Raw genomic sequence first — 26,648 nt, forward strand, 5'->3', positions numbered from 1 at the left:
GACCCCATGGCCGAGGCCGGCGCCGACGCCGATCTGGATGGCACCTGCCCAAACTCCCTCCTCGGCTCGAACCCGCGTCCGTTCACAGGATGCTGACGGCCGCGTGAGCTGCCGTGACGTGGTCGCTCGCGTCGTCGGAGAGGAAGGACGCCAGCGCCCGGCCCTCGTCGACCACGGCGGTACGGTCGGCCCGCGAGAAGCCACTCAGCGGGACGACCGTCACCACGCCCTCCTCGACGGTCCAGGTCGCGGCGACCCGGCCGTCGACCAGTACGACGCGCTCGCCCGCGACCGACAGGCCCCGGTGGGCGTCGTCGATGATCCGGCTCCGGTCCTGGTAGCCGAGGATCGCGTTGTCGAACGCCGGCAGGAACCGTACCGGGGCGGGCGTGTCGGGATCGGGGCGCGGCGCACCGGGCAGGTCCAGCAGTTCCCGGCCCCGCTCGTCGCGGAAGGACACGAGTTCCTCGCGCAGGGCGGTGACCGCGGCCGGCAGTCCGGCGAGGCCGCACCAGGCGCGCAGGTCGGCCGAGGCGGCGGGGCCGAACGCGGCCAGATATCGCCGTACCAGCGCCTGACCGACCGGATCGCTGCTCTCGTCCGGGGCCGCCGGGTCGATCTCGCGCCCCAGCCAGGAGGAGAGCGTGACATTGCGTACTCCGGCCCTGGTCCGCCAGAGGCCGCGGGGAGGGAGCTGCACCATCGGCACGAGTGCGGCGACCAGCATCTCGCCCAGGGGACGCGGACCCGCTGCCGGCCAGCGATCGGCGACCGCCCGCGCGAGCTCGGTCATGGAGCGGGGCTCGCCGTCCGCCATCACCGCCCGGCCCGCCGCCGCGAGTTCGTCGAGGTCCACCCCGGCGAGTTCGCGACGGTAGGTGCCGAGCACCCGCTGACGCAGCATGGCGGCATGACGGCCCCGCCACGCCAGGGCGTCGTCGGCGGTCACGAGATGGACGGTGCGCCGCATGAGGTGGGTCCGCACCACGCTCCGCCCGGTCAGCAGATCCGAGAGTGCCGACGGGTCGAACGTACGCAGCCTCGACCAGAGTCCGACGAACGGCTCCTGCGGCTCCTGGGCCTGTAGACCGCAGAGGTGCGCGACGGCGTCGAGGACCGGCACGTCGGCGCGGTCGAGCAGCAACTGCCGGGCCAGTGTCGCGCGGTTGAGGGCCCGAGGGCCGAGAACGGTCATGGAACTCATGCCGCTCAGGTCGACTTCCGGCCGTCGAGCGCCTCGCGCAGGATGTCCGCGTGCCCGGCGTGCTGGGCGGTCTCGGCGATGACGTGCGTCAGCACCCGGCGTGCGCTGCGCACCGCTCCCGGCTCGTGCCAGGGCGCCTCCGGCAGCGGATGCGTCGCCGACAGGTCCGGGACGGCGGCGATGATCTGCTCGCTCCGGGCGGCGACCTGCTCGTAGCGGGTGAGGACCGCGGCCAGCGTCTCGCCGGGCAGCATCCGGAAGTCGTCCTGGTGGTCGATCGCCCACTGCGGAACCTCCCGTGCGGTCCCGGCCGCGAGATCGGCCCAGGTGACGCCGTCGGGCAGGTCGTAACGCATCGCCGACGGTCCCTCGGCCACGAAACGCACCCATCCCTCCTCGATGGACGCGACATGCTTGATCAGCCCGCCCAGGCACAGCCCGCTGACCGTGGGACTGCCGGCGGCCTGCTCGTCACTGAGTCCTTGTGTCGTCCTGGTCAGGGCGGTTCGTGCGGTCGCGAGCGCGGCGAGCAGGTCGGCCCGCTCGGCGTCGACCGCGGGGTGAGATGTGGTCGTGACGGTCACAGTGATCGGATCCTTCTGGTCGTGGACGTTGTCTTTGCCAGGCACGAGACGACAGTCGCAGGGGAAGCGGTCAGGATGTGTCCGCTACTCCGGGCAACCTGAGGTCATGCCGAAAACGTCAGCGCGACTGCTGTCACTGCTCTCCCTGCTCCAGGCGCGCCGGGACTGGCCCGGGGCGCTGTTGGCCGAGCGTCTGGGCATCAGTGCGCGCACCGTGCGCCGTGACGTCGACCGTCTGCGCGAGCTGGGCTATCCCGTCGTGGCCGTCAAGGGACCCGACGGCGGGTACCGGCTCGACGCCGGTACGGAGCTGCCGCCGCTGCTGTTCGACGACGAGCAGGCCGTCGCGCTCCAGATCGCCACCGTTACGGGTGCGGGCATCGAGGAGGCCGCGACGCGGGCGCTGGCCACCGTGCGACAGGTCATGCCGGCACGGCTGCGCCACCGGATCGACACCCTGCGGATCACCGCTGTGGAGCGGCCCGCGGCGCGACCGGAACCACAGGTCGACAGCAGTGTGCTCATGACGCTCAGTGCCGCCGTACATGCCTGCGAGGTGCTGCGCTTCGACTACGCCCCGGCCTCCCCTCCGGGTGTCGACGACGAGAGCCCGGCCCCGGCCCCGCCGCGCAGGGTTCAGCCCCACCATCTCGTCGCGAGGAGCGGGCGCTGGTATCTCGTCGCCTGGGACCTGGACCGCGAGGACTGGCGGACCTTCCGCGCCGACCGGATCACCCCGCGCATCCCCACAGGACCGCGCTTCTCCCCGCGGGAACTGCCCGCAGAGGATGTGGCCGCCTTCGTCACCGGCAGGTTCCGGGGCTCCGACGGCTCCGACGACGACTGGCCCTGCCGCGGCGAGGTGATCCTCGGCCTGCCCGCCACGGCAGTCTCCCGCCACATGCCCGACGGAGCGGTCGAGACTCTCGGCGCGGACCGCTGCCGGCTCGTCCTGGGTTCGTGGTCATGGGCCGCTCTGGCCGCCACCGTCGGCCGGTTCGACGCCGACATCGAGGTCGTGGGCCCGGCCGAACTCAGAGACGCGTTCGCGCACCTGGCCCGCCGTTACGCCGACGCCGCGGCCGACCCGCCGGCCGCCCCGTCACCGGTTCGATGAGCCTCGTGCGCCGGGCGTGGCGGGGTTGCCCGACGTGCCCGGGGACGGGTCGGCGCCCCCGGGCGTCGGGCGGTCGACCGGATCAGAGGCCGTCGCGCACCATGGCGGCGACGATCTGGACGTGCCGGTCGGCCGCCGTGTTCGAGAACTCGTTGTCGTAGTTCAGGCCGTAGGGCCAGAAGTGGCCTCCTCCGGCGGAGAGTTTGGCGCTGGAGCCGTCGAAGCGCTTGACGAGTGCCGTGGCCTGCGCGCCGCGCCAGGTACCGCCGCTCGACAGGGACGACCAGCCCGAACTGGTACCCACTCCGATGGTGTGGGCGATCTCGTGGAGCGCGGTCCTCTCCGTCATGTAGCCGCGGTTGCCGAAGCGGATGGTTCCGTTGAGGTTGCCGTCGGCGGTGGGCACACCGGGGTCGTAGCGGACGGTGATGTTCTTGCCCAGGTCGCTGAGGTTGTTGTACCGGGCCACCGCGGCGTTCATCGCCGCCGTGATGAGGTCGTAGGCCGTCCGCTGGTCCTGGGTGGGGTTGCTCGCCCTTTCCAGGTTCCAGGTGATGGTGGCCGCCGACACCTGTTCGCGTGGCGCCGCCGCGGTCTGCGGTGCGGCCTGCGCGACGCCGGGCCCGGCCAGCACCGCGGCCGCCAGTGCGGCCACGAGCACCTTGTGGCGCCAGGACACGGTCGTTCGCTCGGTGCTTTGCGGGGTCTGCCGTGGACTCATGGAGGAACTCTCCTGTGGGGGGACGGGCCGTCGGGAGTGTGGGGACGACGGCATGCGGTCTGTCCGCCGGAGGGCGGGCTGTGGGAGGCAGAGGGTTGCGTTCGCATCGCCTCGCGGGCGGGGTGCGGTCTTGAGGGCCGGGGTCCCGAGGGGTGCGTCAGCTGGGGCCTCGTACGGTTGGCCCGCGTCGGGGTGGTTCAGGTGCCGAGCTTTCCGACGCCCGCTCCGGCCCGTACGAGCGAGGGGACGTCGGCCGCCGGGTCCAGCGTGTACGGGTAGTAGGTGCGCGGTTCGACGACCGTGCCGTTGGTCTCGCACGGACCGGAGCCGGTGAAGACGTTGTTGCGCTGCACCAGCCGGCCGGGGCCGGACGCGTCGTACCCACTGGCGGAGTAGCAGGGGTGGGGAGCGCTCTCGAAGTGGTTGCCCTCGACCAGGACGCCCGCGTTCATGGTGGACGCGACGCCGTACAGGGCGTTCCCCTTGAAGTAGTTGTTGTAGACGTGCACCGGTTCACCGAACCGCACCCGTGGATGCCGCTGCCGGGAGCCGTCGAAGAAGTTGTGGTGGATGGAGACCTTCAACTTCCCCGCGTCCTGGCTGCCGTTGCCGTCCGAGTGCCCGAGGAGCATGCTCTTGTCGGTCTTGTTGAACCAGTTCCACGACACGGTGACGTACTGGGAACCGCGGACGACGTCGATCGCCCCGTCGAGGGGCGCGACGAACTCGTTGTGGTCGATCCAGATGTGGTGCGACTCCTGGCCCACGTTCACGGCATCGTCCTCGGCGGCCGTGAACCTGATGTTCCGCACGATGACGTTGTAGGAACGGTAGAAGTCCAGTCCGCCGCCGTTGATGACGGCCGAGGAACCGACTCCGATGATGGTCTTGTTCGGGCGCACACCCTGCTTGCTGGTGATGTCGATGGTGCCCTGGACCCGGATGACCAGCGGGCCTGTGGTGTCGATGTGTTCGAGGAACTGCTGGGTGGTGGTGGCGGTCACGGTCGGCCCTGCGGCTCCGCCGGTGGTGCCGTTCTGGCCGAGTGCGTCGACCGCGGCGAAGCCGGTGGGGTTCGCCTCCGCGAGGGGTGCCGACGTCCCGGCGGCGGCGCTGCCGCTGCCGGCCGGGACTGCCGTGGCGCCGAGCAGCAGGGCGAGCAGGAGTACGGGAACAGCGCGCGGGACGCGTAAAGACGACCTCATGTGGTTCCTCCCCGGGCGAGTGGGCGGATCTTCCTGGCCGTACAGGAACGTGAACTCGTGCAGGAACGTGCACCGGAAGGGAGAAAGCGCTTTCTGATTCCCGAATGCTAAGCATGTGTTCTGGGCATGTCAACGAGATCGCGGGCTCCGCTTCGACACCCTTCCCGTCGCGTCGCGCACCCCCTGACACACAGTCAGGACATGCGCTGCCACAGGGCGATGAACTTTGGAGGAGGCCGCACTTCGGGACCCGACGACCTGCCACCGCCCACGACGGCACACCGCGACGCCGAATGATGCTGCATCAAGCCAAAGTGATCCGAGTTCAGTCGGCCGACTTCCGGGATCGATGCGTCGCTCATATCCTCGTGCGCCAATGATTACCGGCGGTAAGGGGCAGCGATGAGCGGCACCACACGCAGAGGTTTCCTGGGCACGGCCGCGGCCGCCGGCGGGGTCGCCCTCGGAAGCCCCCAGCAGGCCGCGGCGGCTCAGGACGCAGCCGCCCCGCAGACCGTGGCCGTACTGGGCGGGGGTGTCGCCGGGCTCACGGCCGCGCACGAACTCGCCGAACGCGGCTTCCGCGTCACCGTCTACGAGCGCAAGGCACTGGGCGGCAAGGCCCGCAGCATGGACGTACCGGACAGCGCCACGGGCGGCCGCGACCCCCTGCCCGGGGAGCACGGTTTCCGCTTCATCCCGGGCATCTATCACAACCTGCCCGACACCATGCGGCGCATCCCCTTCCCCGGCAACCCGGGCGGCGTCCACGACAACCTCGTCGCCCCCAAGGAGATGCTGTTCGCCCGCTCCGGCGGCCGCGAGGACATCCGCATCCCGCTGCCCTGGCCCGGCAGCACACCGGCCGAACTGACCCCGGACGAGATCCGCCGCGCCCTGACCGCGGTCCTGGACACCGCCTTCAACCTGCCCCTCCACGAGGCCCTCTACTTCGCCAACCGCTTCCTCGTCTTCCTCACCAGCTGCGACGAACGCCGCGACGAGGTCTGGGAGCGGATGCCGTGGTGGGAGTTCGTACGGGCCGGCCGGATGTCGTACGACTACCAGCGCATCCTCGCCGTCGGCATCACCCGCAACATCGTGGCCACCAAGGCGGAGGAGGCCAGCACCCGCACGGTGGCCACCCTGCTGGAGGCCTTCGCGTTCAACGTGCTCGGACGGGGCGCGGACGGTCCGCTGGACCGGATCCTCAACGCGCCCACCAACGAGGCCTGGATCGACCCCTGGGTGACGTATCTCAGGTCGCTCGGCGTCGAGTTCGAAGTCGGCTGGACCGTACAGAACCTGCCCATGGACGCGGGCCGCATCGCCGGGGCCGTCATGGAGGGCCCCGGCGGGGTCCGCCGAACCGTCGCAGCCGACCACTATGTCTCCGCCATGCCGGTCGAGCACGCCCGCCGCACCTGGAACGCCGCCGTACGGGCCGCCGATCCCCAACTCGCCGAGTGCGACCTGCTGGAGACGGACTGGATGACCGGCATCCAGTTCTACCTGACCGAACGCACGCCGATCCTGCACGGCCATCTCGACCTCATCGACTCTCCCTGGTCCCTGACCGCCATCGCCCAGGCCCAGCACTGGCCGGGCCACGACTTCCCCGCCGACTTCGGCGACGGCACGGTCGCGGACTGCCTGTCGGTGGACGTCTCCGAATGGGACCGGCCGGGCATCCTCTATGGCAAGACGGCCAAGCAGTGCACGCGTGCCGAAGTCGCCCGCGAGGTCTGGGCGCAGTTGAAGGCGGCACTGAACGACAGCGGGCGTACGGTACTCAAGGACTCCGTGCTGCACTCCTGGTTCCTCGACCCGGCCGTGGACGGACTGGGCACCCCGAACCCGGTCAACGACGAACAGTTGCTCATCCACCCGACGGGGACCTTCCACCACCGCCCCCGGTCAACCACGAAGATCCCGAACCTCTTCCTGGCCGGCGACTACGTGGCCGTCCCCATCGATCTGGCCACCATGGAGGGCGCCAACACCTCGGCCCGGCAGGCCGTCAACGCCCTGCTGGACCAGGCCGGTTCGGATGCCGAGCGATGCACCGTCACCCCGCTGTACCGGGCCCCCGAGTTCGAGGCCCTCAAACGCCACGACCGCACCCGCTACCGCCTCCGGCTGCCGAACCTCTTCGATGTCGGATGAGGTCGCAGGGGGCACACGGGGCGGACGGGGCCAGGGCCGGCGGCTGAGGCGTACCGGCCACGTACGCCGGACCGCCGCCGCCCTGTCAGTGACGTTGCCTCAGCACTCACCCCGCCACTTCACGCTGCCGATCGTCGCGTAGATGATGTTCGCCTTGTACTCGCCGGGACCCGGGTTGTAGTGCAGGCAGATGCGACGGACCGACGTGGTGTAGCCGTACACCAGGTCGATGTGGTCTCCCCCGGGATACACATAGCCGTTGTTGAACACGGAACCGACGCTGTGGATCTCGCCCGACCAGTCGCCGGCGGTCTTCATCAGCAGGGTGCCGCGTTGGTCCGGTTCGGAGTAGGCGCAGAAGTATCCCTTCGGGCAGCCGGGCGGGTTGGCCTCGGCGGAGGCCGTCGGGGCGATGCTCATCACTCCTGCGAGGGCGGCTGCTCCGGCCAGCGCACTCAGAACGCGCTTGCGCACAGTGGTTTCCTCTCGTCGGTCGTCGGGCGGTCGCGTGCGGTGGTTCAGCAGAGGGGCACACCGGGCAGCTTGTTGTCCGGCGAGCTCATGTAGATGTTGGTGACATAACCACCGTAAAGGGGCAGGTACGCCCACCAGTCGTTCGTGTAGGGCGGCACGGTGACCTGCTGTCCCCGCTTCTGGCAGCCGACCTGTACCTCCACCCCCGCGGGAAGGGTCGTGAGTGCCTTCGAGGCGGTCGTCGCGTCGGCGCGGACCTGCACCTGCGATCCCCAGGTGCCGAACCATGTGCCGGTCCGCTGCACCGCGCCGGGCACGTTCAGGGAACGTACGAGCCGGTTGGTGTCAGTGTACGCGGCGCCGAATGAGGCGGCCTGCGGGTGCAGGGTGAACACGGCGACGATCGAGCGGTCGCCGGGTCCCGTGGTGCCGGTGCTGTGCAGTGCCGGTCGCGAGAGGTTGACATCGGACGCCTCGGCGGGGATCGATCGCCGGGCGGCCGTGGTCGCGGTCGTGTTGCTGCAGTCGCTCGTGTCGCCGAAGCCGGACCAGCCCTGTTTGACCGCCCAGGGAGCCTGGAACGACGCCGGGATGCCGAACCGCTGGTCGAAGCCGTCCTTGCCGCACCGGGTCGAGGCACGCAGGTTGCTCATGACGATCTCGCGCAGGGCGGCCGGGGCGCGGTCCAGGATCCAGCGGTAGATCCGCACGGTGTCGGCCGCGGACAGTGCCGTGTAACCCCAGTACCCGGAGTAGCCGGCGGGCGGGCCGTCCGTGTCCTCCAGTTCCAGATGGGAGGACATGCGGTCGATGATCGCCGAGCCGCCGTTGTTGGACCAGTAGTGGTTGGCGGCGTCGTCGTTGCTGGCACGCAGCATCGAGTCGAGCCGGGACCGGTCGTCCGCCGGCAGGCTGTAGGACGGACCTCGGTCCCACAGGTGGTCGAGCGCGATGAGCAGTTTGACCACCGACGCGGCACGGAACTGCATGTGCGCGTTGTGCTGTTCGGTGAAGGTCCCGGTCTCGCGGTCGTAGACGGCGACGCCCGCGCTCACGCCTGCCGGAATCTCCGGTGCGGCCGCCTCCGTGCTCGTGGCACGCGCCGGTGGGGTGGCGGTCGCGAGCAGAACCATCGCGAGGACGAACCATCCCAGGGCTAACACGACCTTGCCTCGTGCCGTCGTGTGCATCAAGAGTCTCCTGGTCGAGAGTGGCGGCGAACCGCACGGCTTCCCTGGACGTGCGACGACGGCGGCACTGGCGGCGTCCACGACGTGACCCGCAGCAGGGCCGCTCCCTTGCCGGACGTCGGACAGAGGCAGCTGCCCCGCAGCGCCCTTGCCCGCGATCGCGATGCTTCCCGATACTCAGCCGCGGCAACAGCTTTTTCGGTCCTGCCCGAAAAGCCCGGTGCACGGCCTGTCCACCCGGTGCACGTCCGAGGGGACGTCGGCCCGGTCGAACACCGCCACCACTCTTCACCAGGGTCCGCCGCAGCGGCAGCGCGAGGGAGGGCCGGTCAGCCCAGTACCTCGCGCAGCAGCCGTGCGTTCTTCACCACCTGACTCGATCCGGTGCGCCCCGCGGCCGCTGTGACCTCGGGTATCTCGCCCTTCGCCGCGCAGTGGGAGGCGCAGTCGACGCCGAGGGCGAGGAGGGCTCCGGCGCTCCGGACCACGGGGTCGCGCAGCAGGTGGGGCAGGAGGGCTTCGAGCAGGGACCAGACGGTGGCGTACGCGCCCGTGTCGGCTGCCGTCCGCAGGGAGGCGGTCACACGGTTCGCCTCGATCCGCTTGCCGCGCAGCATCTCGGCCAACTGCCGTCCGAGCAGGCCGGTGTTCAGCTGTCCCCGCGCGGCGAGCACGAGCAGCGCGTCCACCGCCGCGTCACGTTCGCCCTGCTGGTCGTAGGTGAGGGTGTAGGCCACTGCCAGGTGCAGCGCGAATCCCGCCGGGCCGCCGGACTCCGCGGCGAAGGGCAGGGCGTGGGCCCAGCCCCGCATGGACACGCGGTACCCGAAGTAGTCGCGGACCATCACGAGTTCGCGGTGGTGCGGCAACTGGGCCAGCCAGAAGGGGGCCATCGGGTTGTGGAGGACGCTGTCCTGCGGCCCGATCAGGGTCGCGGCGGCCGGGAGCAGCGGGACGCCGGGGGCCGGCTCGGGGGGCAGGTGGCTCAGCCATTCCGTCGGATGCTTGTGCGATTGGGCGTCGGGCCAGCCCGCGTGGCCGGAATCCCGGTGCGGCAGACCGCCCTCGCGCAGCCACTGCGCCAGCCGATGCCCGGCGTCGGACCCGAGCTGCCCGGCCGCGCCCAGTGCTCTCTCGTCGGCGACCGTGAGCAGCGCTGTCGCCGCAGCGGTCGGCGCGGTCAGGAACCCGCTTAGGTGTCACCCAGGCGGCGGCGTTCGCTGTGATCTGGATGGTCGCCGAGGTGCCCGGGGCGCCGACCAGCAGCCATGCTGCTGCGGTGAGCAGACGGCGGTGCGGTGGTTTTCTTGCCTGCTGGGCAAAGAGCCGCATCCCGCGCGCTCGTGTGTGGCAGGTTGTACCCCAGCCGGACCCGTCACTTCCCCCCGTAGTGGCGGGCCCGGCCTCCTTGTGCCCGGTGGGGCCCCGAACCGGTCACTCCTTGCTCGCGTTCTCGTCGCGGTCGGGAGTGGGAGGCCAGGTGGGGCGGTGGGCCGCGGGCAGGTCCAGCAGAGCCATGCCGACCGTCCGCCGGACGGGCAACAGATCCGTGCTGCCCGTCTGCACCAGCAGCTCCTTGAGCCGGCGTCCCGCCCCGGCCAGAATGAGCATGCCGTCCCGGCGTTTCAGCAGCCACCGGATCGCGAGCAGGCAGTTCAGCCCGCGGGAGTCGCAGAAGACGAGGGCGGTCACATCGAGCACCAGGTGCTGATGTCCGGCATCGACACTGGCGGCGAGGGTGCCCAGGAAGTAGTCCTCACAACTCTGGTCGAGTTCGCCGCTGACCCGCAGCACAGCGCAGTGCTCGCAGTCCGTGATCTCGCTGATGGTCAGGCGGTGGGTCTGCGTGGACATCACACCTCCATCCGGTCATCGCGCGGAGGTTCATCCCCGTCAACCCCGCACGTCGCGCCCCTCCGGACCAGGAGAGCGCTGCGAGCGATCCCTCTCGGATCCCTCGTGCGCCGCCCGGCTCCAGTGCTCCGGGCGTCCGGTGACACGACACCCGTAAGGGTGCGTGTGCCCCGCATTCGAGCGGGCAATGGGGCAGGACGAAACTCCCCGTGAATCCCGGACACGCTGTCCGCGGTACGTCCACGAAGGCCGTGCCCCGCACTGGGGGAAGGCCGTGGCCGCCGCGCGGGACCTCACGGCGGCTGCGGGGCTCTCTTGCGCGCCGGTCCGACGGTGCCGGCCGCGGCGGCCCTGAGGAGACGGCGGAAGGTGGAGCACTCGGCGTGGCTCGGAGCGGGGCAGGCCGCGGCGTGCCTCAGGGAGTCACGCAGGACGCCGAGCTCGTGGATCGTCCGGTCCAGCTCGTCCGCCCTGGCGACCAGCAACTGCCGGTCGATGCGCGGCTGTCCGTCCGGCGCGAACATGCCGGCGATCTCGTCGAGCGAGAACCCGGCTGTGCGCCCCAACGCGATCAGCGCCAGGCGCTCCAGCACACCGGGGTCGTACTGGCGGCGCAGGCCCCGTCTGCCGACCGGGCTGATCAGGCCCTTCTCCTCGTAGTACCGCAGCGTCGAGGCGGGAACCCCGGCGCGGTGTGCCACCTCGGCGATGTCCAGCTCTGTCATCCTCTTGACCTCAAGTCGGCTTCAAGTAGCACGGTGTCACCTCCGCCCGGCCACGGCAACCACAGGGGACGAATCATGGACATCACGCGCAGGAACGACGACGAGCAGGCGGCCCGCTGGAACGGTCCCGCCGGCCATGCCTGGGTCGAGTCGCAGGCCGTACTGGACGAACTGTTCAGGCCCTTCGAGGACCTGCTGGTCGAGGCTGTCGTCGCCGAGCACGGGAGCCAGGTGCTCGACGTCGGCTGCGGCACCGGCAGCACCACGCTCGCCGTCGCGCGGCGAACAGGCGCGCGAGGGCGCTGTGTCGGCGTCGATGTGTCCGAGCCGATGGTCACCGCTGCCCGGGCGCGCGCCGATCGGGAGGGCGCACAGGCCTCCTTCGTTCTCGCCGACGCCGAGGACCACGCGTTCGAGCCCGCAAGCTTCGACATGGTGATCTCGCGCTTCGGTGTCATGTTCTTCAAGGACTCCGTCCGGGCCTTCGCCAACCTGCGGCGGGCGGCGCGGGACGGTGCCAAGCTCAGGTTCATCACGTGGCGCGCCCCTGCGGAGAATCCGTTCATGACGACGGCCGAACGCGCCGCGGCGCCCTTCATGCCGAGTCTTCCCGCCCGCCGCCCGGACGAGCCGGGCCAGTTCGCGTTCGCCGATCCGGACCGGGTCCGCGGCATCCTGGAGGAGAGCGGCTGGACCGGGGGCGACCTGCGGCCGGTCGACGTGCCGTGCGTTCTGCCCGAGAGCGAGCTGGTGCGGTACTTCACACGGCTCGGCCCGCTCGGCCTGGTCCTGCGCGAGGCGGACGAGTCCACCCGTGAACGTGTCGTCGCAACGGTCCGCGCCGCGTTCGACCCGTATGTGCACGGTGCGGAGGTCCGCTTCACGGCGGCCTGCTGGACTGTCGGCGCCCAGGCATAGGCACGGTCCCGCCGAGCGCCCCGGGCCGAGACCGCAACTTCGCCGGCGACGAGGCGCCGCTCCGCGAGGTCGCGGATGAATGCGCCGGCCCGGGCGGGCAAGGGCGGCGCACGCGACGGCAGGACGGTCCGAGGCGGTCGGCGCTGCGCCGGCCGCGTGATCGACGACTGGGCAACAGTCGCTCCGCACACCTGGAGTCGGCAGGGCGGGGGTGTGAGGCTGGGGCGCATGAAGTCTCGCACCGCCTTGCCTGCCCTCGCTGTCTGCGCCGTCTGTGTCGTCCTCGCCCCGCTCGGCGGATGCGGCAGTGACGACGCGGGCCGGGAACCGTCACCTTCCGGTGGCGCGCCCTCGTCCGCCGGGGTCCCCAGCCCTCCGGCGGAGAGCAGGCGGCCGGTGTCCGGGGACGGTTCGAAGGACCCCGACGACATCAACGGAGACGGGTTCCGCGACCTCGTGGTGTCCGTGTCCCTCGGCAAGGACCCGAACAATCCCGGCGGCGACGACCGGGTCGGGGTGGTCCACGGATCGGCCGAGGGGCTCGATCCCTCGACACGCACCGTGTACGGGCGCCGCGACCTGGGCCTGCCCGAGCCTCCCGAGAACCCGGACGCCACCACGAGCGGCGACCATGTGGCCGCGGAGTCGGTGGTCACCGCCGACCTGGACGGCGACGGCTTCCCGGACTTCGTCACGTCCTTCGCCGGCGAGGTGGTGTCCGACGCACAGGTATCCACTAGGCGCACCGCCCCGTACGTCACCTGGGGCAGTCCCGGCGGACCCGAGGCGGGATCCGGAGCGACCCCGGTGCGGTTGCCGGGGAGCGCGTCCGCACTGGGCGTGGAGTCCGTCGTCCGCGGCGACTTCGACGGGGACGGGCACCACGACCTCGCGGCACTCGCGCAGAACCACTCGTCCGTGGTGCTGCTGTACGGCCCCTTCACCCGAGCCGGTGCGCCGGCCCGCACCGACACCGGTCTGCCCTGGCAGTGGGGCGAACTCGTCGCGGACGACATCGACCCGTCGGGCGAGCCACGCGCCACCTCCCTGCTGCTCCACCAAGCGAGCGACGGCGAGCAGTCCGGCAACACCTTCTATCCGGCCCGCCGCGGCACCGCCCTCGCCGGAAAGGGGAAGGAGTTGCGCCTCGGCAACGCCCACGCGTTCGGCGACTTCGACGGCGACGGGCAACGCGACGTGGCCATCGGGGACGACCGCAGCCGTAACAACGAACCGGGTTACGAGACCGAGGCGCCCGAGGTGGACGGAACCCTCACGGTGCACCCCGGCAGCGGGGCCGCGCCGGACACGTACCGACTGCCCGACGTGCCGAAGGGCCGGTCCAACTACTACGGGCCCGGAGGCATCGTGGCCGCCGATCCGGACGGCGACGGCCGCGACGGCATCCTGGTCGCCACGTACGAGGGGGCCACGTTCATCGACGGGGAGCGGCGTACCCCCGTACTGCGCCAGGGAGCCGCGAGGACGGAAAGCCGGAAGACGCCCGCGAAGTGGCGGCACGCCCGGCCTGCGGGCGCCGCCGACTTCGACGACGACGGCAAGGACGAACTGATCCTCAACTGGGCGTCCGACGCGATGTTCGGCCTCTACGGCCAGTACCCCACGCACTGGTGGATCACCGAAGGCACCACGTCCCGCGACCAGACGTCCTTCGCGACGACGAACTTCGGAGGGGGCGGATCCCGCTAGGCCCTGCACCGAAGGCGAGCCGGCGGCCCCCGGTCCGTTCACTCCCCGTGGGGGGAGTTCACCGCGTCTGCGCGTTCGGCGGTCCAGGTGACGTGCGGGGGAACGATCCGTGCGCACAGGGGTCCGCCCTGTGCGTCGGTCAACCCGAGGCGTGCCACCAGGAGGCCTTCGTGGGCGGCAGCGGCGAGCACTTCGGCGGGGATGACGTCGAGCATGAGCTTGGCGCGCCGGAACATCGTGAAGAGGCCCGCCCCGTCGACCGTGCCCCACGACAGGTAGATGAACCGCCGGCCCAGACGGTCCTGCACGTAGGGGCCTTTCACGTCGGTGCCTGTCGGCGACGCCGTCGCGGTGCATTCCAGGGTCCAGGTCGCCGACTCGGCGTCCCCGGGCTGGGGTTCGAGAAGTTCACCGGGACGATCGCGGCGTTGCACGGCGACGTGGAGGTTGTCGTAAGCCGGGACGTTCCCGTCGGCGGGAGCGGGGCGGGTGAGGCCGGGCAGGTCGACGGCGTCGATACGGATGCGCATACCGGCCATCATGCCGCCGACGTCCGGATCCCGTGCGAGGCGAGGCGACGCGGTCCGCGTGCGGACCCTGCTGTCGTCGGCCCACTGTCCGTCGTGTCCGCCCGGCCTCCTCCCCGTTCTCCCCGTTCCTCCCCGTTCCTCCCCGTTCTCCCCGTTCCTTCCCGCTCCGGACCGGCCGTCGCCGGGCTTGCTGGAGGCGGACACAGGACCGGAAGGCCTTACTGCATATGATGTGCAGATGCGTGTCTGCCGCACAAGAGAGAGCGCCGGAGTCGATCTCGGCGAGGCGCGGAGCGTGTGACCTGGGACTCCTGCGATTTAAACGACAATCATGTTCATGTAGGTTGTCGCCAGGTATCCGCACTGGCAGGACAAGAAGACAAGAACGAGGACCATGAGATCTTCCCGCCGTCGACTGGCAGCCGGCCTGCTGCTCGCCCCGCTGCTCTCCGGCTGTTTCGCCTCCGGCGACGACGCGCCGTCCTCGGACTCGTCCGGCTCCGGTGGCGGTCGTCTGCGTATGGCGATGGCCTTCACGCCGACGGAGAACTTCTCCCCGTACGGCCAGGACGCCTTCCACCTGTCCCGGCTGGGCGTCGCCGAGGGGCTGACACGGCTGGACGCCAACGGCACGGCGGTTCCCGCCCTCGCCGAGTCGTGGAGCCGTGAAAAGAGCGACCGCAGCTGGCTGTTCACGCTGCGGGACGCCAGGTTCCAGGACGGTGGCGAGGTCACCGCGCAGGCAGTCGCCTCCGCTCTCACGCACGTGACCGAGGCCGACCCCGCCCCCGCCGTGCTGTCCGGGGTGAAGCTGAGCGCCGAGGCCGTGGGCAGGGACCAGGTCCGCGTCAGCACCGGATCGGTCGACCCCGTCCTGCCGCTGCGGCTGTCCAACCCGAACCTGGCGGTGTTCTCCCCGAGGGCCTACGGGAAGAAGGGCACCGTGAACCCGGTCGGCACCGCCACCGGCCCCTTCGAACTGACCAGGATATCCGGCGACACCGCGGCCACCCTCGACCGCTTCGACGACTACTGGGGCGGTCGCGCCCAAGCCTCCGGTGTCGACGCGAAGTTCATCGCCGACGGCACCGCCCGCGCCAACGCCCTGCGCACCGGCGAGGCGGACACCGCCGAAGCCCTGCCCGTGGCGCAGGTCGCCTCCCTCGACAAGGACACCGTCCACGAGACGAACACCGCCCGCAACACCAGCCTCCATCTCAACACCAGGTCCGGCCCGTTCGCCGATCCGGGACTGCGGGCGGCGGCGCGCGAGGCGATCGACACCTCCGTCATCGCCAGGGACGTCTACGAGGGTCATGCCGAGCCCGCCCAGGGCATCTACGGCCCGGCGCTGACCTGGGCCGCCGGCAAGCGGATCGAGCCCGTCGGACGGGCGAAGGCCTCCCCGGCCGACGGCAGGTCGATCACCCTGGCCACCTACACCAACCGGGCCGAGCTGCCCGAAGTCGCCCAGGTGCTGCAACAGCAACTGGAGAAGGCCGGTTTCAAGGTGAAGCTGCGGGTGCGTGACTACTCCCGCCTGGAGAGCGACGCCCTGGCGGGGAAGTTCGACGCCTTCCTCGCCTCACGCAACGTACTTCTCGACACCGGGGACCCGGTCTCCGCCCTGGCGTCGGACTACACCTGCGACGGCGCCTACAACCTGTCCCTGCTGTGCGACAAGAAGGTCGACGCGGCCGTCGACGCCGCGCAGAGCGTTTCCGAAACCGCCGAGCGGCAGGACGCCGTCATGGCGGCGGAAGCCACCCTCCTCGGCACCGACGCGGTCGTTCCACTGGTGCACCTGAAGGTCGTCACGGGCATCGGCTCCTCGGCGCGAGGCCTCCTGCTCGACCCGTACGAGCGCTCCTTCGTGGGCACCGGGACCCGGCGCTGAACGACATGCCCGGCTTCCTGGTCAAAGGCACCGCCGCCCTGCGCCGCCTCGCGCGGGGCGGCGGGCTCACGCTGCTGTGGCGGGCCGTGCTCGCGGCCGCTCTGGTGTGCGGGATCGGCCTGCTGCCGTGGCTGTCCCGTACGGACCCGGCCCTGACCGTGTTCAAGGCCCGGTCGTCGGAACGCGACCCGACGCCCGGGGCGCTGCAGGCCGTGCGCGACGAACTCGGGCTGGACGAGGGCCCGTTCGGGCTCCTCGGTGACTGGCTGAGCGGGCTGTCGCGCGGCGACGCGGGGCGCTCGTGGATCTCCGGCGCCGACGTGCTCCCGTCCGTCACGTCAGCCCTCGGCGTCTCCCTGCTGCTCATGGCAGGGGCCCTGGTGATCGCCGCGGGCACGGCCTCGGCGGTGTGCGCCCGCACTCTGTGGCTGGGCTCGCGGCGCCGGCTCGGCGAACGTACCTCGGGCGGCTCGGCGTCGGCCGTGCTGGCCGCACTTCCGGAGTTCCTCCTCGCCGCCGTCCTGGCCTCGGTGGTCGGAGTGCAGCTGGGCTGGCTGCCCGCCCTGGGCTGGTACGGCCCGCAGTGGATGGTGCTCCCCGCCCTCGCCCTCGGGCTGCCCGCCGGGGCGGTGCTGGGGCGGATGCTGGACGATCTGCTGCCCGGTGCCTTCACCGAGCCGTGGGCGCTGGCCGCCGCCGCGCGCGGCGTTTTGCCCAAGTCGCTGGCCCGGCAGGCGCTGCGCCGCTGCGTCCCCGGACTACTGCCCAACCTGGGCCTGTTCGTCGTCGGACTGACCGGTGGATCGGTCGCCGTGGAGCAGATCTTCGACATCCCCGGACTCGGTCGGCTCACCCTGCGCGCCGCCCTCGCCCAGGACCTGCCCGTGCTGCAGACCGGCACGCTCGCTCTCGTTCTGCTCGCGGCCGCCGCCGGGATGCTTGCCCGGCTCGCGGCCCGGTGGCTGATCGGCCCCGCGCTCCGCGACGGCGCCCTGCACTCCCAGCACCGGCCCGAGCCTCCCGCGCCCCGGACGACGCCTCTGCTGTACGCGGCGCTCCTCCTCGCGGTCATCGGCCTGGGGCTGCCGCGCGACCCGCTCGCCCTGGACACCGCCGTCCGGCTCCGGGCGCCGTCCGCCGCGCATCCGTTCGGCACCGACGCGCTCGGCCGCGACGTCCTGGCCCGTATCGCGCACGGTGCGCTGAGCACCCTCACCATCGCCCTCGCGGTGACCGCCGTCGCCCTGGTGCTCGGGGTACTGCTGGGAATGCTGCCCCGGCTGTCCGGACCCCTGGTCGACTCCGTCAACGCCGTACCTCCCGTCCTGGCGGCGCTCCTCGTCACCGGGGCCGCAGGCAGCGGCCCCTGGACACCGGCACTCGCCGTGGCCGTCGTCGCCTGGTCACCGCTGGCCGCCCACGCCTCCGCGCTGCTCCAACAGGAGCGGGCCACCACCCACTTGACCGCCACCCGCGCCCTCGGTGCCGGACGTCGGTACCTGCTCACGCACGAGCTGCTCCCGGCCGTCCTGCCGCCCGTCACCCGTCACGCCCTGCTCCGGCTGCCCGGCATCGCCCTCGCCCTGGCCTCGCTCGGCTTCCTCGGCCTGGGCGCCCAGCCTCCGTCCCCCGAGTGGGGCCTTCTCCTCGCCGAGAACCAGCCCTACGTGGAACGCGCCCCGTGGGCGGTCCTCGCTCCGGCCGCCGTCCTCGCCGTGCTGGGGGCCCTGGCGGTGACCGCGGCAGGAGGCGTACGCCGTCCCCGGCCCCCGAAGCGGCTCCGGCGTTCCGCGGCGCCCTGCGCCGGACGCTCCGGCCCCCCCGACCCCCAGGAACCGTCCGCGTCCGCCCCGGACCGGACCCCCGTACTCGTCTCCCCCACGGACACCCCATGACAGATCTGATATCCCGCGCTCGCAACCGCCGTACCGGCCGCACCCGGCCCCCGAAGCCCCGCCGCGAAAGCACCTGGGGAACCTGGAAGACCCTGTCACCGCTGCTGCGGCTGCTGATCCTGACGCAACTCGCCTTCAACATCGGCTTCTTCGCCGTGCTGCCGTTCCTCGCCGAGCACCTCGGCACAGCGATCGGCATGGCGGGCTGGCTGGTCGGCTTCGTCCTCGGCCTGAGGACCTTCAGCCAGCAGGGCCTGTTCGTGGTCGGCGGCTGGCTCGTCGACCGGTACGGGGTGCGCCCGGTCGTCCTGGCCGGCTGTGCGCTGCGGGTCGCCGGGTTCGCCTGGCTGGGATACGCGGGAGCGACCTGGGCCGTGATCGGCTCGGTGCTGGTGATCGGCTTCGCGGCCGCGTTGTTCTCCCCGGCCGTGGAGTCCGAGGTGGCCCGGCAGGCTGTGGCCCGGGAGGAGGAGGGCCACGGCCCGCGCACCCGGGTACTGGCCCTGTTCACGGTGGCGGGTCAGGCCGGGTCGTTCGTCGGGCCGCTGCTCGGCGCGCTGCTGCTCGCCGTGGACTTCCGCACCGCCTGCCTCGCCGGTGCCGCCGTCTTCGTCCTGGTCCTGGCGGGCCACGCGCGCCTGATGCCGCAGCACATCCCCGGCCGCACTCCCGTACGAGGCAAGGGCGGGGCGGGCACGCTGCTGCGCAACCGCCGCTTCCTCGCCCTGTGCTGCGCCTACGGCAGCTATCTGCTCGCCTACAACCAGCTCTATCTGGCCCTGCCGGACGAGGTGCAGCGCGCGGCGGGCTCCCAGGCGCCGCTGTCGTGGCTGTTCGCTCTCTCCTCCCTCCTGGTCGTCTTCATCCAACTGCCCGTCACCCGGTGGGCGGGTGACCGGCTGGACCTGCGTCGTTCCATGCGCGCGGGGTTGCTGCTCATCGCCGCCGGATTCGCCGTCGTGGCCGTGGCCCGCCCGGCCGGCTGGACCGGCATCGCGGGGCTCCTGCCCGCCGCGGGTTTCGTCGTGCTGCTGACCCTCGGCCAGATGCTGGTCGTGCCCGCCGCCCGCGCCTGGGTGCCCGACCTCGCCGAGGAGGGCCGGCTCGGCCTCTACGTCGGCGCGCTCTCCTCCGTCTCGGGCCTGATCGTCCTCATCGGCAGCGCGGCCACGGGGTCCCTGATCGACCTGGGCCTGCCGGCCGCCGTCCCATGGCTCGCCCTCGCCGCCGTCCCCGCCCTGGCGGTGGCACTGGTGCCGCGACGTCCGGGAGCGGCCGAGGGACAGGGGGACCCGGACCCGGGTCGGTAGCAAGGCCGCAGGGCCGGTGTCTGCCGTGACACACGTGTTCCGTGCGGCCGGGAGGCAGGATTCGGACGGTGTGTCAGCCGGTCCTGGTCCGGCGTGACTGCTGTGATCTCTGCGGCGCCCGTCATCGCGTTCTCGCGCAGGTCAGCCGTGCTTGTCGCCGTGTCGGGGCGGGCAGGGAGGCACCGTGAGCGAGTACGGCGAAACGTCCCGGACGTCCGAGTCCGACGGCCTGGGCACCGCCCTCACAGGCCGTGCGCCCACCGTGGCCGACGTCCTGGCCCTGCCCGTCCTGGCGGCGGGGCGGCCGGAGGTCGTCACCGGTGCGACCCGCCTCGACCGGCCGGTCCGCTGGGTCCACATCACCGAAGTGACCGACCCCGCCTCGTTCCTCAAGGGCGGCGAACTCGTCCTGACCACCGGAATGCCGCTGCCGCAGGGCCCGGCCGGTGTGCGCCGCTACGTGGACGAACTCGCCGACGTCTCAGCGGCGGCCCTGGTCATCGAGCTCGTACGACGCTTTCACCGGCCGCCCGACACGCTCGTCCAGGCCTGCCGGACTCGTCGACCACGACACCCGGCACGGCACCGCTCTCCTGACGACCCTGCGCCTCTGCCTGGACGCGGCAGGCAACAGGACGACCGCCGCGCGCCAGGGCGGCCTGTCCCGCGAGACCGTCTACCAGCGGCTTCGCAGCATCGAGCGGCTGCTCGACTGTGACCTCGAATCAGGTGAACGGCGTACCGAACGGCACGTGGTACTCACCGCGCTCGACGTCCTGCGGGACAGCGGGGAACGTCCTACTCGCGGCAGCCGAGGCGTGCGCGCAGCAGGTTGGGGTCGGTGGCCGTGGTGTAGGCGGCACTGAGCACGTACACGTCCTTGCCGCGCAGGGCGACGGAGGTGGGGTTCTGCAGTCCGTCGGCGCCGTCCAGGACGGTGGTCCTGGTGCCGTCGGACCGGATGTGCTCGACCGTGTTGGGGCCGTTGAGGGCGGCGAGGACGTCGTCGCCGCGGCCCGTGAAGGCGAAGTCGTCAATACCGGCCATGCCCGAGGCCCTGACCTGCGGGGTGCCCGCGCGGTTTCCCGGGCGGACCGGTATGCGCAGGAGAGTGCCCCGGTCGAGGTTGGTCACCCACAGCGCGCCGGCGCGCACCTTCGCGCCGTTGACCCCGAGGAAGCCGGTCGAGGCGAGTTCGGGAGCGGTGGACCATGCCGTGGGTGTACCGCCGGTGACGGGGACGGTCCACACCGTGCCCAGCACCGAGTCGGTGATGTAGAAGTGCTTGCCGCGCTCGTCCAGCGCCAGGCCGTTGGGCAGGCCGTCCGCGGGCAGTGCGGCGATGCGCTGAGGGGCCTTCCCGGTGCGCAGCCGCCACAGCCCTGTGAGGTCGGCGGTGCCGGTCGCGTACAGCACGTAGACGGTGCCGTCAGGGGTACGGGCGATGCCGGTGGCCAGGGGGAAGCCGAGGACCGGTGTGTGGACTCCGCCGTCGGCGGGTGCGGGCAGCGTCGCCAGAACGCGCGTCGCGCCCCGAGGCGTCACCTGGGCCACCTGGCGACTGGCGGCGAAGGTGACGGCTGCGGTGCCGTCGGGCAACAGAGCGATGTTCTCCGGCAGTTGTCCTGAGGGCAGGTCGAAGTGGGCCGCGATCCGCACATCGGTCAGTGTTCCCCGCGCGGACGTGGCGTCGGCCGGTGCGGCCGACGCGAGGGTGGCAGCGGCCACCGCGATAGCCGTCATGATTTTTCTGATGCGTCGCTGGGACATGGTTCCTTCACTGGGTTTCGGGCGTACGGCAGCCGCGGCGCGGTGCCGTGGTCGAGGAGGCGCCTCGAGGGAGGCCGCCGGGGTACTGCCGACCGGTGTGCGTGGCGGCGGCCGACTGCGGGCCGGGCCGACGGACAGGGCACCGCGGCGGACACCGGTCGGCGGAGGGGGTTCGGTCAGCCGGTTCGGGTCAGCCGGTTCGGGTTTCGGCGCCGTGGCGCGGCCGGCCCGCTTCCCGCGGCGCGGTGGCGTGGACGAGCAGGGCCAGGGCCGCAGCGGAGGGGGAACCTCCGTCGGCGGTGGCCACCACCAGGGACGGCCCGCTGCCCTGTGGGCTCTGGAGTGTCTGCTGAGTGACGGTCAGCGTCCCGACCAGGGGGTGGCGCATCTCGTAGTCGGCGACGTCGCAGGCCAGGACCCGGTGATCGGCCCACATCGTGGCGAACTCCCGGCTGCGCACGGCCAGTTCACCGATCAGTGCCGCCAGCAGCGGATCGTCCGGGTGGCGGCCGGCCGTCAGGCGCAGATTGCCCACCACGGCCCTGGCCTTGGCGGGCCAGTCGACGTAGAGGTCACGAGTGTGCGCGTCGAGGAACACCAGCCTGGCCATGTTCGGCCGCCGGCCCGGGTCGTCGGGGCTGTCCGGGTCGAGATGTCCGGCGAACAGCCCGTGGCCCGGCAGGTTCCAGGCGAGGACGTCGCTGCGCCGGCCGATGACGAGCGCGGGCGTGTTCTGGACGGCTGCCAGCAGGGCGCTCGTCGCCGGAGTGACGTGTTCGGTACGCGGCCGGCCGCCGGGCCCGCCCCGCCGCGGTGCACGGGCCAGGGTGTGCAGATGGGCACACTCGGACTCGTCCAGTCGCAGAGCGCTCGCCACGGCATCGAGCACCTCGCGGGAGGCGTTGCGTGACCGGCCCTGTTCCAGCCGGGTGTAGTAGGGGGCGCTGATGCCCGCGAGCATCGCGAGCTCCTCCCGCCGCAGCCCCGGCACGCGGCGTCGCTCGCCGTAGGTCTGCAACCCCACGTCTTCGGGGCGCAGTCGGCTCCTGCGTGCCTGGAGGAAATCGGCGAGATGCCCGTGCCTGTTCATGCAGCCGAGTATGCGGACCGCCGACGATCGGTGCCTCACCCTGCCGGGGTAGGGATCGGCAGGGTCTGTCCGGCACATGCTCCGCTCTGCCCGCTAGGTGCGGAGCAACGCCGCGAGGCGGTCGGCGGTCTTCTCACCGGCCCGCTGTTTGACCAGGCCCTCCTTGGCGGCCGCACGAATGCCGACCCGGGAGCCGCCCTCGTCCCCCGGTGTCACCAGCGCCGTGACGACGACAGGGTTCATGCCGCCGTATCCGGCGCCGACGACGACACGGATCGGCTGTCGGTTCCTGACGGCGTCAGCGATGGGGACGTCGGTGGCTCGCCCTTCTCGTGCGAGTACCTCGACGACCCGTTGGACGGCGTCCTCGAACGGCAGCGGAATGATCAGATCGATCTCGTGGACGTTCTTCTTCATCCACTTGGCCACGAGCCGGGTCAGGCCACCGGCGGCTCCCGTGCTTGCGGCCAGAGCGCCGAGCTCCTCGGCCAGGATCTCGTCCTCGCTCCGGCGCATGTGCCCACCCCTTCGTCCTCGCCCGACTGTGGTGCTCATGTAATCAGTCGGGGCCGGCTCGCCGCCTACCCGGGCCGCCCCGCCGTCCCCCGGCCGCCGGCCGGGTCCGCGGAGCCCGCCAGAATCCGGTCCGGGGTCAGGGGCAGTTCGCGGTGGCGGACGCCGGTGGCGTGGTGGACGGCGTTGCCGATGGCGGCCGCCGTACCGACGATGCCGATCTCGCCGATGCCCTTGCTGCCCATCGGGTTGAGATGGGGGTCGTCCTCGTCGATCCAGTGCGCCTCGATGTCGGGGACGTCGGCGTGCGCCGGGACGTGATAGGCGGCCAGGTCGGACTCCACGAAGTCACCGGACGCCGCGTCCACGGTGCTGCCCTCGGTCAGCGCCATGCCCAGGCCCATGGTCATGCCGCCGATGAACTGGGAGCGGGCGGTGCGGGCGTTGAGGATGTGTCCGGCGGCGTACACACCCAGGAGGCGCCGTACCCGGACCTCTCCGCTCACCGTGTCGACCGTGACCTCGGCGAAGTGGGCGCCGAAGGCGTGCCGTGCGTAGTCACTGCCGGAGTCGGCCTTGCCCGCCGTGTCGGCGTGCGCCCGGAGCCCCTCGTCCGGCAGCGGCCCGGTGTGCCCGGCCAGGGCGCCCGCGAGCCGCGTGCACGCCTCGTGGACGGCCCAGCCCCAGGACGCCGTACCCGACGAACCGCCGGCCAGCGGGGCCGACGACAGGTCGCTGTTTCCGATCTCGGCCCGTACCCGGTCGAGGGGGACGCCGAGGGCGTCGGCGGCGATCTGCGCGAGGACGGTGCGGGCGCCCGTACCGATGTCCGTGGCGTTGGTCCGGACGGCGAACCGGCCGTCGGGCAGCGCGTGCGCCGTCGCCCGGGCGGGGCTGACCATCACCGGATAGGTGGCGGCGGCCACGCCCGAGCCCACGAGGAGCGGGCCCTCGGTGCGGGCACGGGGGCGGGGGTCCCGCCGGGACCAGTCGAAGCGCCGGGCGCCCTCCCGCAGGCATTCGACCAGGTGGCGGCTGCTGAACGGCTTGCCGCTGTCGGGTTCGGTGTCCGGCTCGTTGGTGATGCGCAGTTCCACCGGGTCCAGGCCGGCCGCGACGGCGAGTTCGTCCATCGCCGACTCCAGGGCGTACATGCCGGGTGCCTCGCCCGGTGCGCGCATCCAGGACGGGCTGGGCACGTCCAGCGGCACCACGCGGTGGGAGGTGCGCCGGTGGGGTGCCGCGTACATGACCCGGCCGGGTACGGCGGCCTGCTCCACGAACTCCTTGATACGGGACGTGTGGGTGGTGACCTCGTGGAGGGACGAGGTCAGGACCCCGTTCGCGGTGGCACCCAGACGCAGCCGGTGCAGGGTGGGCGCCCGGTGGCCGACGACCGCGGCCATGAGTCGCCGGGGCAGCGCGAGGGTGACGGGGCGGCCGGTCGCCCGTGCCGCCATCACGGCGAGCACCACGTGGGGGCGTGGGGTGCCCTTGGACCCGAACCCGCCGCCGACGTGCTCACTGATGACGGTGATGTCGTCCTCGGAGAGCCGGAACAGCGCCGCCAGCGTGGCGCGTACGGTCGTGGCGCCCTGGCTGGAGTCGTGCACGACGAGCCGGCCGTTGTCCCAGCGGGCGGTCGCCGCGTGCGGCTCCATGGGGTGGTTGTGCAGCGGCGGGACCCGGTAGTGGGTGTCGACGCGTACCTCCGCGGCCGCGAACGCCGCCTCGGGGGCGCCCTGTTCGCGGTGCGCGGGATGACCGCCGTTCGCCTTGTCGGGCACATAGGCGGCGGGATGGCCGTCGGTCAGGATCGCGTCGTGTTCCTCGACGTCGTAGTCGACGCGGACCGCGGCGGCGCCGGCCCGGGCCGCCTCCAGGGTTTCGGCGACGACCAGGGCCACGAACCAGCCGTGGTGCGGCACGCGCGGGTTCTGCAGGACGGCGAGGGTGGGGTCGTCCGCGGGTGCCAGCCGGGGCGCGTTGTCGTGGCTGAGCACCGCGAGGACGCCGGGCAGGGCCAGGGCGGCTTCGGTGTGGACGGTACGGACCGTCCCCCGGGCGATTGCGGCGGCCACCGGCCAGGCGTGGACGCGGCCGGGGACGGTCTGTTCGGCGGCGTACCGGGCGCTGCCGGTGACCTTGTCCCTGCCCTCACGGCGCTCCGCGGGCGCGCCCAGCGTGGTGCCGGTGTCGGCCATGCTGCTCCTCCTGAGGTTCCGGTTCAGCTCCTGCCGGGCGGCGCGAGCCGCTCCAGGACGTCGACGGCGAGACCGCGGGTCAGCCGCACCTTGTAGGCGTTGTCGCGCAGCGGCTCGGCGGCGGCGAGTTCGAGGTCCACGGCCCGCTCGAAGGCCGCCGTGGTGGGAGCGGCGCCCAGCAGTGCCTGTTCCGCGTGGCGGGCCCGCCAGGGACGGTGGGCCAGGCCCCCGAAGGCGACGCCGGCGTGCCGGACGACGCCGTCCTCCACGCCGAGCACCACGGCGACGGAGGCGAGCGCGAAGGCGTACGAGGCCCGGTCGCGGGCCTTGCGGTACAGCGAGGGCAGCCCGGCCGGCGCGCTCGGCAGGATCACGCCGGTGACGAGTTCACCGGGGCGGATCTCGGTGTCCTGTTCGGGGCGGTCCCCGGGCAGCCGGTGGAACTCCGCGGCGGGAACGGTCCGTGGGCCGTCGGCCCCGAACAGCTCGACACCCGCGTCGAGGGCGGCCAGGGCCACGGCCATGTCCGACGGGTTGGTGGCGATGCACCCCGGGGAGTGCCCGAGCACCGCGTGGTCGCGGTGAACGCCGTCCCGGGCGCCGCAACCGGAGCCGGGCGCACGCTTGTTGCAGGGTTTCCCGGTGTCCTGGAAGTACGGGCAGCGGGTGCGCTGGAGAAGGTTGCCGCCGGTGGTGGCCGCGTTGCGCAGCTGTCCGGAGGCGCCGGACAGGAGCGCCTGCGAGAGCACGGGGTAGCGGTCACGCACCGTGGGGTGGGCGGCGAGGTCGCTGTTGCGGACCGTGGCACCGATCCGTACCGATCCGTCGGGCAGTTCGTCCACCGTGTCGAGGGGCAGCCGGCCGACGTCGACGAGGGTGGCCGGCTCCTCCACGCCGAGCTTCATCAGGTCCATCAGGTTGGTGCCGCCGCCGAGGTAGCGGGCGCCAGGATGTGCGGCGTACAGCTCGGCCGCCTCCTCGACGGTGGCCGCGCGTGCGTAGGCGAAGGGCTTCACCGGATCACGTCCTCGACGGCGCTCACGATGTTCGGGTAGGCGCCGCAGCGGCAGAGATTGCCGCTGAGCCGCTCCCGGATCTCGTGCGGTCCGAGGGGAACCGGCTGCCCGGACGGTGTCGCGGGGTCTGTCACGTGAGAGGGGTGACCGGCCTCGGCCTCGGCGATGGCGCCGAGGGCGCTGCAGATCTGCCCCGGTGTGCAGTAACCGCACTGGAAGGCGTCGCGGTCCAGGAAGGCCTGCTGGAGCGGGGGGAGGGCTTCGCCGTCACCGTCCGTGAGTCCCTCCACCGTCGTGATGTCGTAGCCGTCCATGGCCACCGCGGGCAGCAGGCAGCCGTTGACGCGACGGCCGTCCACCAGGACCGTGCAGGCACCGCACTGGCCGTGGTCACACCCCTTCTTGGCGCCGGTCAGGCCAAGGTGCTCTCGCAGTACGTCCAGCAGGACGGAGCGGTGATCGACGGTGAGGGTGTGCGGCTTGCCGTTCACCCTCAGCATCACCTCGGAGTGGTGGCGATCGGGTGATGTGGCGGCGCCGCTCTCCGGCTGCGGG

24 protein-coding genes and 1 pseudogene are annotated in these 26,648 nt (G+C 72.0%); 9 read left to right on the forward strand and 16 right to left on the reverse strand.

The window, feature by feature from the left end; genetic code table 11:
- Positions 1 to 82 precede the first annotated feature (82 nt).
- Positions 83 to 1,195: a winged helix DNA-binding domain-containing protein gene (locus O1Q96_RS28530; RefSeq protein WP_269253755.1), complete on the reverse strand. Its 1,113-nt coding sequence runs from the start codon at positions 1,193 to 1,195 to the stop codon at positions 83 to 85.
- Positions 1,196 to 1,209: 14 nt separating this feature from the next.
- On the reverse strand, positions 1,210 to 1,788 hold the full coding sequence (locus O1Q96_RS28535) for a DinB family protein (protein ID WP_419587073.1): 579 nt from the start codon (positions 1,786 to 1,788) through the stop codon (positions 1,210 to 1,212).
- Positions 1,789 to 1,894: 106 nt separating this feature from the next.
- On the opposite strand from O1Q96_RS28535, the gene O1Q96_RS28540 reads away from it, so the two are divergent.
- Positions 1,895 to 2,905: a helix-turn-helix transcriptional regulator gene (locus O1Q96_RS28540; protein ID WP_269250882.1), complete on the forward strand. Its 1,011-nt coding sequence runs from the start codon at positions 1,895 to 1,897 to the stop codon at positions 2,903 to 2,905.
- An 82-nt stretch (positions 2,906 to 2,987) separates the two neighbouring features.
- On the opposite strand, the gene O1Q96_RS28545 is transcribed toward O1Q96_RS28540, so the two are convergent.
- Together O1Q96_RS28545 and O1Q96_RS28550 are read right to left on the reverse strand one after the other, a co-directional pair.
- Positions 2,988 to 3,626, reverse strand: coding sequence for a hypothetical protein (locus tag O1Q96_RS28545; RefSeq protein ID WP_269250883.1), 639 nt, complete (start codon positions 3,624 to 3,626; stop codon positions 2,988 to 2,990).
- Positions 3,627 to 3,823: 197 nt separating this feature from the next.
- Positions 3,824 to 4,831, reverse strand: coding sequence for a pectate lyase family protein (locus O1Q96_RS28550; protein WP_269250884.1), 1,008 nt, complete (start codon positions 4,829 to 4,831; stop codon positions 3,824 to 3,826).
- A gap of 402 nt (positions 4,832 to 5,233) precedes the next feature.
- Between O1Q96_RS28550 and O1Q96_RS28555 the strand changes: the two genes are divergently transcribed.
- Positions 5,234 to 6,997 (forward strand): hydroxysqualene dehydroxylase, encoded by a 1,764-nt coding sequence (locus tag O1Q96_RS28555; RefSeq protein WP_269250885.1) that lies wholly within the window; start codon positions 5,234 to 5,236, stop codon positions 6,995 to 6,997.
- A 99-nt stretch (positions 6,998 to 7,096) separates the two neighbouring features.
- Here O1Q96_RS28555 and O1Q96_RS28560 read toward each other — a convergent pair whose 3' ends face one another.
- From O1Q96_RS28560 to O1Q96_RS28580, 5 genes are all read right to left on the reverse strand, one after another.
- Positions 7,097 to 7,471, reverse strand: coding sequence for a peptidase inhibitor family I36 protein (locus O1Q96_RS28560; RefSeq protein WP_269250886.1), 375 nt, complete (start codon positions 7,469 to 7,471; stop codon positions 7,097 to 7,099).
- Between the two features lie 44 nt (positions 7,472 to 7,515).
- Positions 7,516 to 8,661 (reverse strand): hypothetical protein, encoded by a 1,146-nt coding sequence (locus O1Q96_RS28565; RefSeq protein ID WP_419586964.1) that lies wholly within the window; start codon positions 8,659 to 8,661, stop codon positions 7,516 to 7,518.
- A 329-nt stretch (positions 8,662 to 8,990) separates the two neighbouring features.
- Positions 8,991 to 9,554: a hypothetical protein gene (locus O1Q96_RS28570; RefSeq protein WP_269250887.1), complete on the reverse strand. Its 564-nt coding sequence runs from the start codon at positions 9,552 to 9,554 to the stop codon at positions 8,991 to 8,993.
- 541 nt (positions 9,555 to 10,095) lie between these two features.
- Positions 10,096 to 10,515, reverse strand: coding sequence for an STAS domain-containing protein (locus tag O1Q96_RS28575; RefSeq protein WP_269250888.1), 420 nt, complete (start codon positions 10,513 to 10,515; stop codon positions 10,096 to 10,098).
- A gap of 293 nt (positions 10,516 to 10,808) precedes the next feature.
- Positions 10,809 to 11,240 carry a helix-turn-helix domain-containing protein gene (locus O1Q96_RS28580; protein WP_269250889.1) on the reverse strand — a complete coding sequence of 144 codons (432 nt, stop codon included), beginning with the start codon at positions 11,238 to 11,240 and terminating at the stop codon, positions 10,809 to 10,811.
- Between the two features lie 75 nt (positions 11,241 to 11,315).
- Between O1Q96_RS28580 and O1Q96_RS28585 the strand changes: the two genes are divergently transcribed.
- Both O1Q96_RS28585 and O1Q96_RS28590 read left to right on the forward strand, forming a co-directional pair.
- Entirely contained in the window at positions 11,316 to 12,158 is an 843-nt protein-coding gene (locus O1Q96_RS28585) for a class I SAM-dependent methyltransferase (RefSeq protein WP_269250890.1), read from the forward strand.
- Positions 12,159 to 12,386: 228 nt separating this feature from the next.
- Positions 12,387 to 13,868, forward strand: a complete 1,482-nt coding sequence (locus O1Q96_RS28590) for an FG-GAP repeat domain-containing protein (RefSeq protein WP_269250891.1) — start codon at positions 12,387 to 12,389, stop codon at positions 13,866 to 13,868.
- A gap of 38 nt (positions 13,869 to 13,906) precedes the next feature.
- On the opposite strand, the gene O1Q96_RS28595 is transcribed toward O1Q96_RS28590, so the two are convergent.
- Positions 13,907 to 14,398, reverse strand: coding sequence for a DUF5990 family protein (locus tag O1Q96_RS28595; protein ID WP_269250892.1), 492 nt, complete (start codon positions 14,396 to 14,398; stop codon positions 13,907 to 13,909).
- Between the two features lie 394 nt (positions 14,399 to 14,792).
- On the opposite strand from O1Q96_RS28595, the gene O1Q96_RS28600 reads away from it, so the two are divergent.
- The 5 genes and pseudogenes from O1Q96_RS28600 (at position 14,793) to O1Q96_RS44675 (ending at position 20,366) form a co-directional block, all read left to right on the forward strand.
- Positions 14,793 to 16,295: an ABC transporter substrate-binding protein gene (locus O1Q96_RS28600; protein WP_269250893.1), complete on the forward strand. Its 1,503-nt coding sequence runs from the start codon at positions 14,793 to 14,795 to the stop codon at positions 16,293 to 16,295.
- Positions 16,296 to 16,300: 5 nt separating this feature from the next.
- Positions 16,301 to 18,190, forward strand: a complete 1,890-nt coding sequence (locus O1Q96_RS28605; protein WP_269250894.1) for an ABC transporter permease subunit — start codon at positions 16,301 to 16,303, stop codon at positions 18,188 to 18,190.
- On the forward strand, positions 18,187 to 19,500 hold the full coding sequence (locus O1Q96_RS28610) for an MDR family MFS transporter (protein ID WP_269250895.1): 1,314 nt from the start codon (positions 18,187 to 18,189) through the stop codon (positions 19,498 to 19,500). The genes O1Q96_RS28605 and O1Q96_RS28610 overlap by 4 nt, the downstream gene beginning before the upstream one ends.
- Before the next feature lie 229 nt (positions 19,501 to 19,729).
- Positions 19,730 to 20,062 (forward strand): annotated as a pseudogene (locus tag O1Q96_RS28615) (PucR family transcriptional regulator ligand-binding domain-containing protein); the annotation flags it as partial.
- A complete protein-coding gene (locus tag O1Q96_RS44675; protein WP_419587074.1) occupies positions 19,947 to 20,366 on the forward strand; it encodes a helix-turn-helix domain-containing protein in 420 nt (139 codons plus the stop codon). The pseudogene O1Q96_RS28615 and the gene O1Q96_RS44675, both read left to right, overlap by 116 nt.
- Here the strand turns inward: O1Q96_RS44675 and O1Q96_RS28620 are convergent.
- The 6 genes from O1Q96_RS28620 to O1Q96_RS28645 form a co-directional block, all read right to left on the reverse strand.
- Entirely contained in the window at positions 20,299 to 21,270 is a 972-nt protein-coding gene (locus O1Q96_RS28620) for an SMP-30/gluconolactonase/LRE family protein (RefSeq protein ID WP_269250896.1), read from the reverse strand. The two genes, O1Q96_RS44675 and O1Q96_RS28620, sit on opposite strands and share 68 nt — an antisense overlap.
- Positions 21,271 to 21,460: 190 nt before the next feature.
- Complete coding sequence (locus O1Q96_RS28625) at positions 21,461 to 22,360, reverse strand: helix-turn-helix domain-containing protein (RefSeq protein WP_269250897.1); 900 nt, start codon at positions 22,358 to 22,360, stop codon at positions 21,461 to 21,463.
- Between the two features lie 93 nt (positions 22,361 to 22,453).
- Positions 22,454 to 22,876, reverse strand: a complete 423-nt coding sequence (locus O1Q96_RS28630) for a hypothetical protein (protein ID WP_269250898.1) — start codon at positions 22,874 to 22,876, stop codon at positions 22,454 to 22,456.
- Positions 22,877 to 22,941: 65 nt separating this feature from the next.
- Entirely contained in the window at positions 22,942 to 25,077 is a 2,136-nt protein-coding gene (locus tag O1Q96_RS28635) for a xanthine dehydrogenase family protein molybdopterin-binding subunit (RefSeq protein ID WP_269250899.1), read from the reverse strand.
- A 23-nt stretch (positions 25,078 to 25,100) separates the two neighbouring features.
- Positions 25,101 to 26,093: an FAD binding domain-containing protein gene (locus O1Q96_RS28640; RefSeq protein ID WP_269250900.1), complete on the reverse strand. Its 993-nt coding sequence runs from the start codon at positions 26,091 to 26,093 to the stop codon at positions 25,101 to 25,103.
- On the reverse strand, positions 26,090 to 26,593 hold the full coding sequence (locus tag O1Q96_RS28645) for a 2Fe-2S iron-sulfur cluster-binding protein (protein ID WP_269253759.1): 504 nt from the start codon (positions 26,591 to 26,593) through the stop codon (positions 26,090 to 26,092). The genes O1Q96_RS28640 and O1Q96_RS28645 overlap by 4 nt, the downstream gene beginning before the upstream one ends.
- Positions 26,594 to 26,648 lie beyond the last annotated feature (55 nt).

Origin of the sequence: Streptomyces aurantiacus (assembly GCF_027107535.1) — a bacterium.
In the GTDB taxonomy this organism is placed as follows: domain Bacteria; phylum Actinomycetota; class Actinomycetes; order Streptomycetales; family Streptomycetaceae; genus Streptomyces.

Coding starts and splice junctions, on each gene's coding strand:
- O1Q96_RS28530 (WP_269253755.1), bottom strand. CDS start 1,195: ATGACCGTTCTCGGCCCTCGGGCCCTCAACCGCGCGACACTGGCCCGG.
- O1Q96_RS28630 (WP_269250898.1), bottom strand. CDS start 22,876: ATGCGCCGGAGCGAGGACGAGATCCTGGCCGAGGAGCTCGGCGCTCTG.
- O1Q96_RS28610 (WP_269250895.1), top strand. CDS start 18,187: ATGACAGATCTGATATCCCGCGCTCGCAACCGCCGTACCGGCCGCACC.
- O1Q96_RS28635 (WP_269250899.1), bottom strand. CDS start 25,077: ATGGCCGACACCGGCACCACGCTGGGCGCGCCCGCGGAGCGCCGTGAG.
- O1Q96_RS28570 (WP_269250887.1), bottom strand. CDS start 9,554: ATGGCCCCCTTCTGGCTGGCCCAGTTGCCGCACCACCGCGAACTCGTG.
- O1Q96_RS28620 (WP_269250896.1), bottom strand. CDS start 21,270: ATGTCCCAGCGACGCATCAGAAAAATCATGACGGCTATCGCGGTGGCC.
- O1Q96_RS28540 (WP_269250882.1), top strand. CDS start 1,895: ATGCCGAAAACGTCAGCGCGACTGCTGTCACTGCTCTCCCTGCTCCAG.
- O1Q96_RS28545 (WP_269250883.1), bottom strand. CDS start 3,626: ATGAGTCCACGGCAGACCCCGCAAAGCACCGAGCGAACGACCGTGTCC.
- O1Q96_RS28645 (WP_269253759.1), bottom strand. CDS start 26,593: ATGCTGAGGGTGAACGGCAAGCCGCACACCCTCACCGTCGATCACCGC.
- O1Q96_RS28605 (WP_269250894.1), top strand. CDS start 16,301: ATGCCCGGCTTCCTGGTCAAAGGCACCGCCGCCCTGCGCCGCCTCGCG.
- O1Q96_RS28555 (WP_269250885.1), top strand. CDS start 5,234: ATGAGCGGCACCACACGCAGAGGTTTCCTGGGCACGGCCGCGGCCGCC.
- O1Q96_RS28550 (WP_269250884.1), bottom strand. CDS start 4,831: ATGAGGTCGTCTTTACGCGTCCCGCGCGCTGTTCCCGTACTCCTGCTC.
- O1Q96_RS28585 (WP_269250890.1), top strand. CDS start 11,316: ATGGACATCACGCGCAGGAACGACGACGAGCAGGCGGCCCGCTGGAAC.
- O1Q96_RS28600 (WP_269250893.1), top strand. CDS start 14,793: ATGAGATCTTCCCGCCGTCGACTGGCAGCCGGCCTGCTGCTCGCCCCG.
- O1Q96_RS28590 (WP_269250891.1), top strand. CDS start 12,387: ATGAAGTCTCGCACCGCCTTGCCTGCCCTCGCTGTCTGCGCCGTCTGT.
- O1Q96_RS28595 (WP_269250892.1), bottom strand. CDS start 14,398: ATGCGCATCCGTATCGACGCCGTCGACCTGCCCGGCCTCACCCGCCCC.
- O1Q96_RS28625 (WP_269250897.1), bottom strand. CDS start 22,360: ATGAACAGGCACGGGCATCTCGCCGATTTCCTCCAGGCACGCAGGAGC.
- O1Q96_RS28580 (WP_269250889.1), bottom strand. CDS start 11,240: ATGACAGAGCTGGACATCGCCGAGGTGGCACACCGCGCCGGGGTTCCC.
- O1Q96_RS28565 (WP_419586964.1), bottom strand. CDS start 8,661: ATGCACACGACGGCACGAGGCAAGGTCGTGTTAGCCCTGGGATGGTTC.
- O1Q96_RS28575 (WP_269250888.1), bottom strand. CDS start 10,515: ATGTCCACGCAGACCCACCGCCTGACCATCAGCGAGATCACGGACTGC.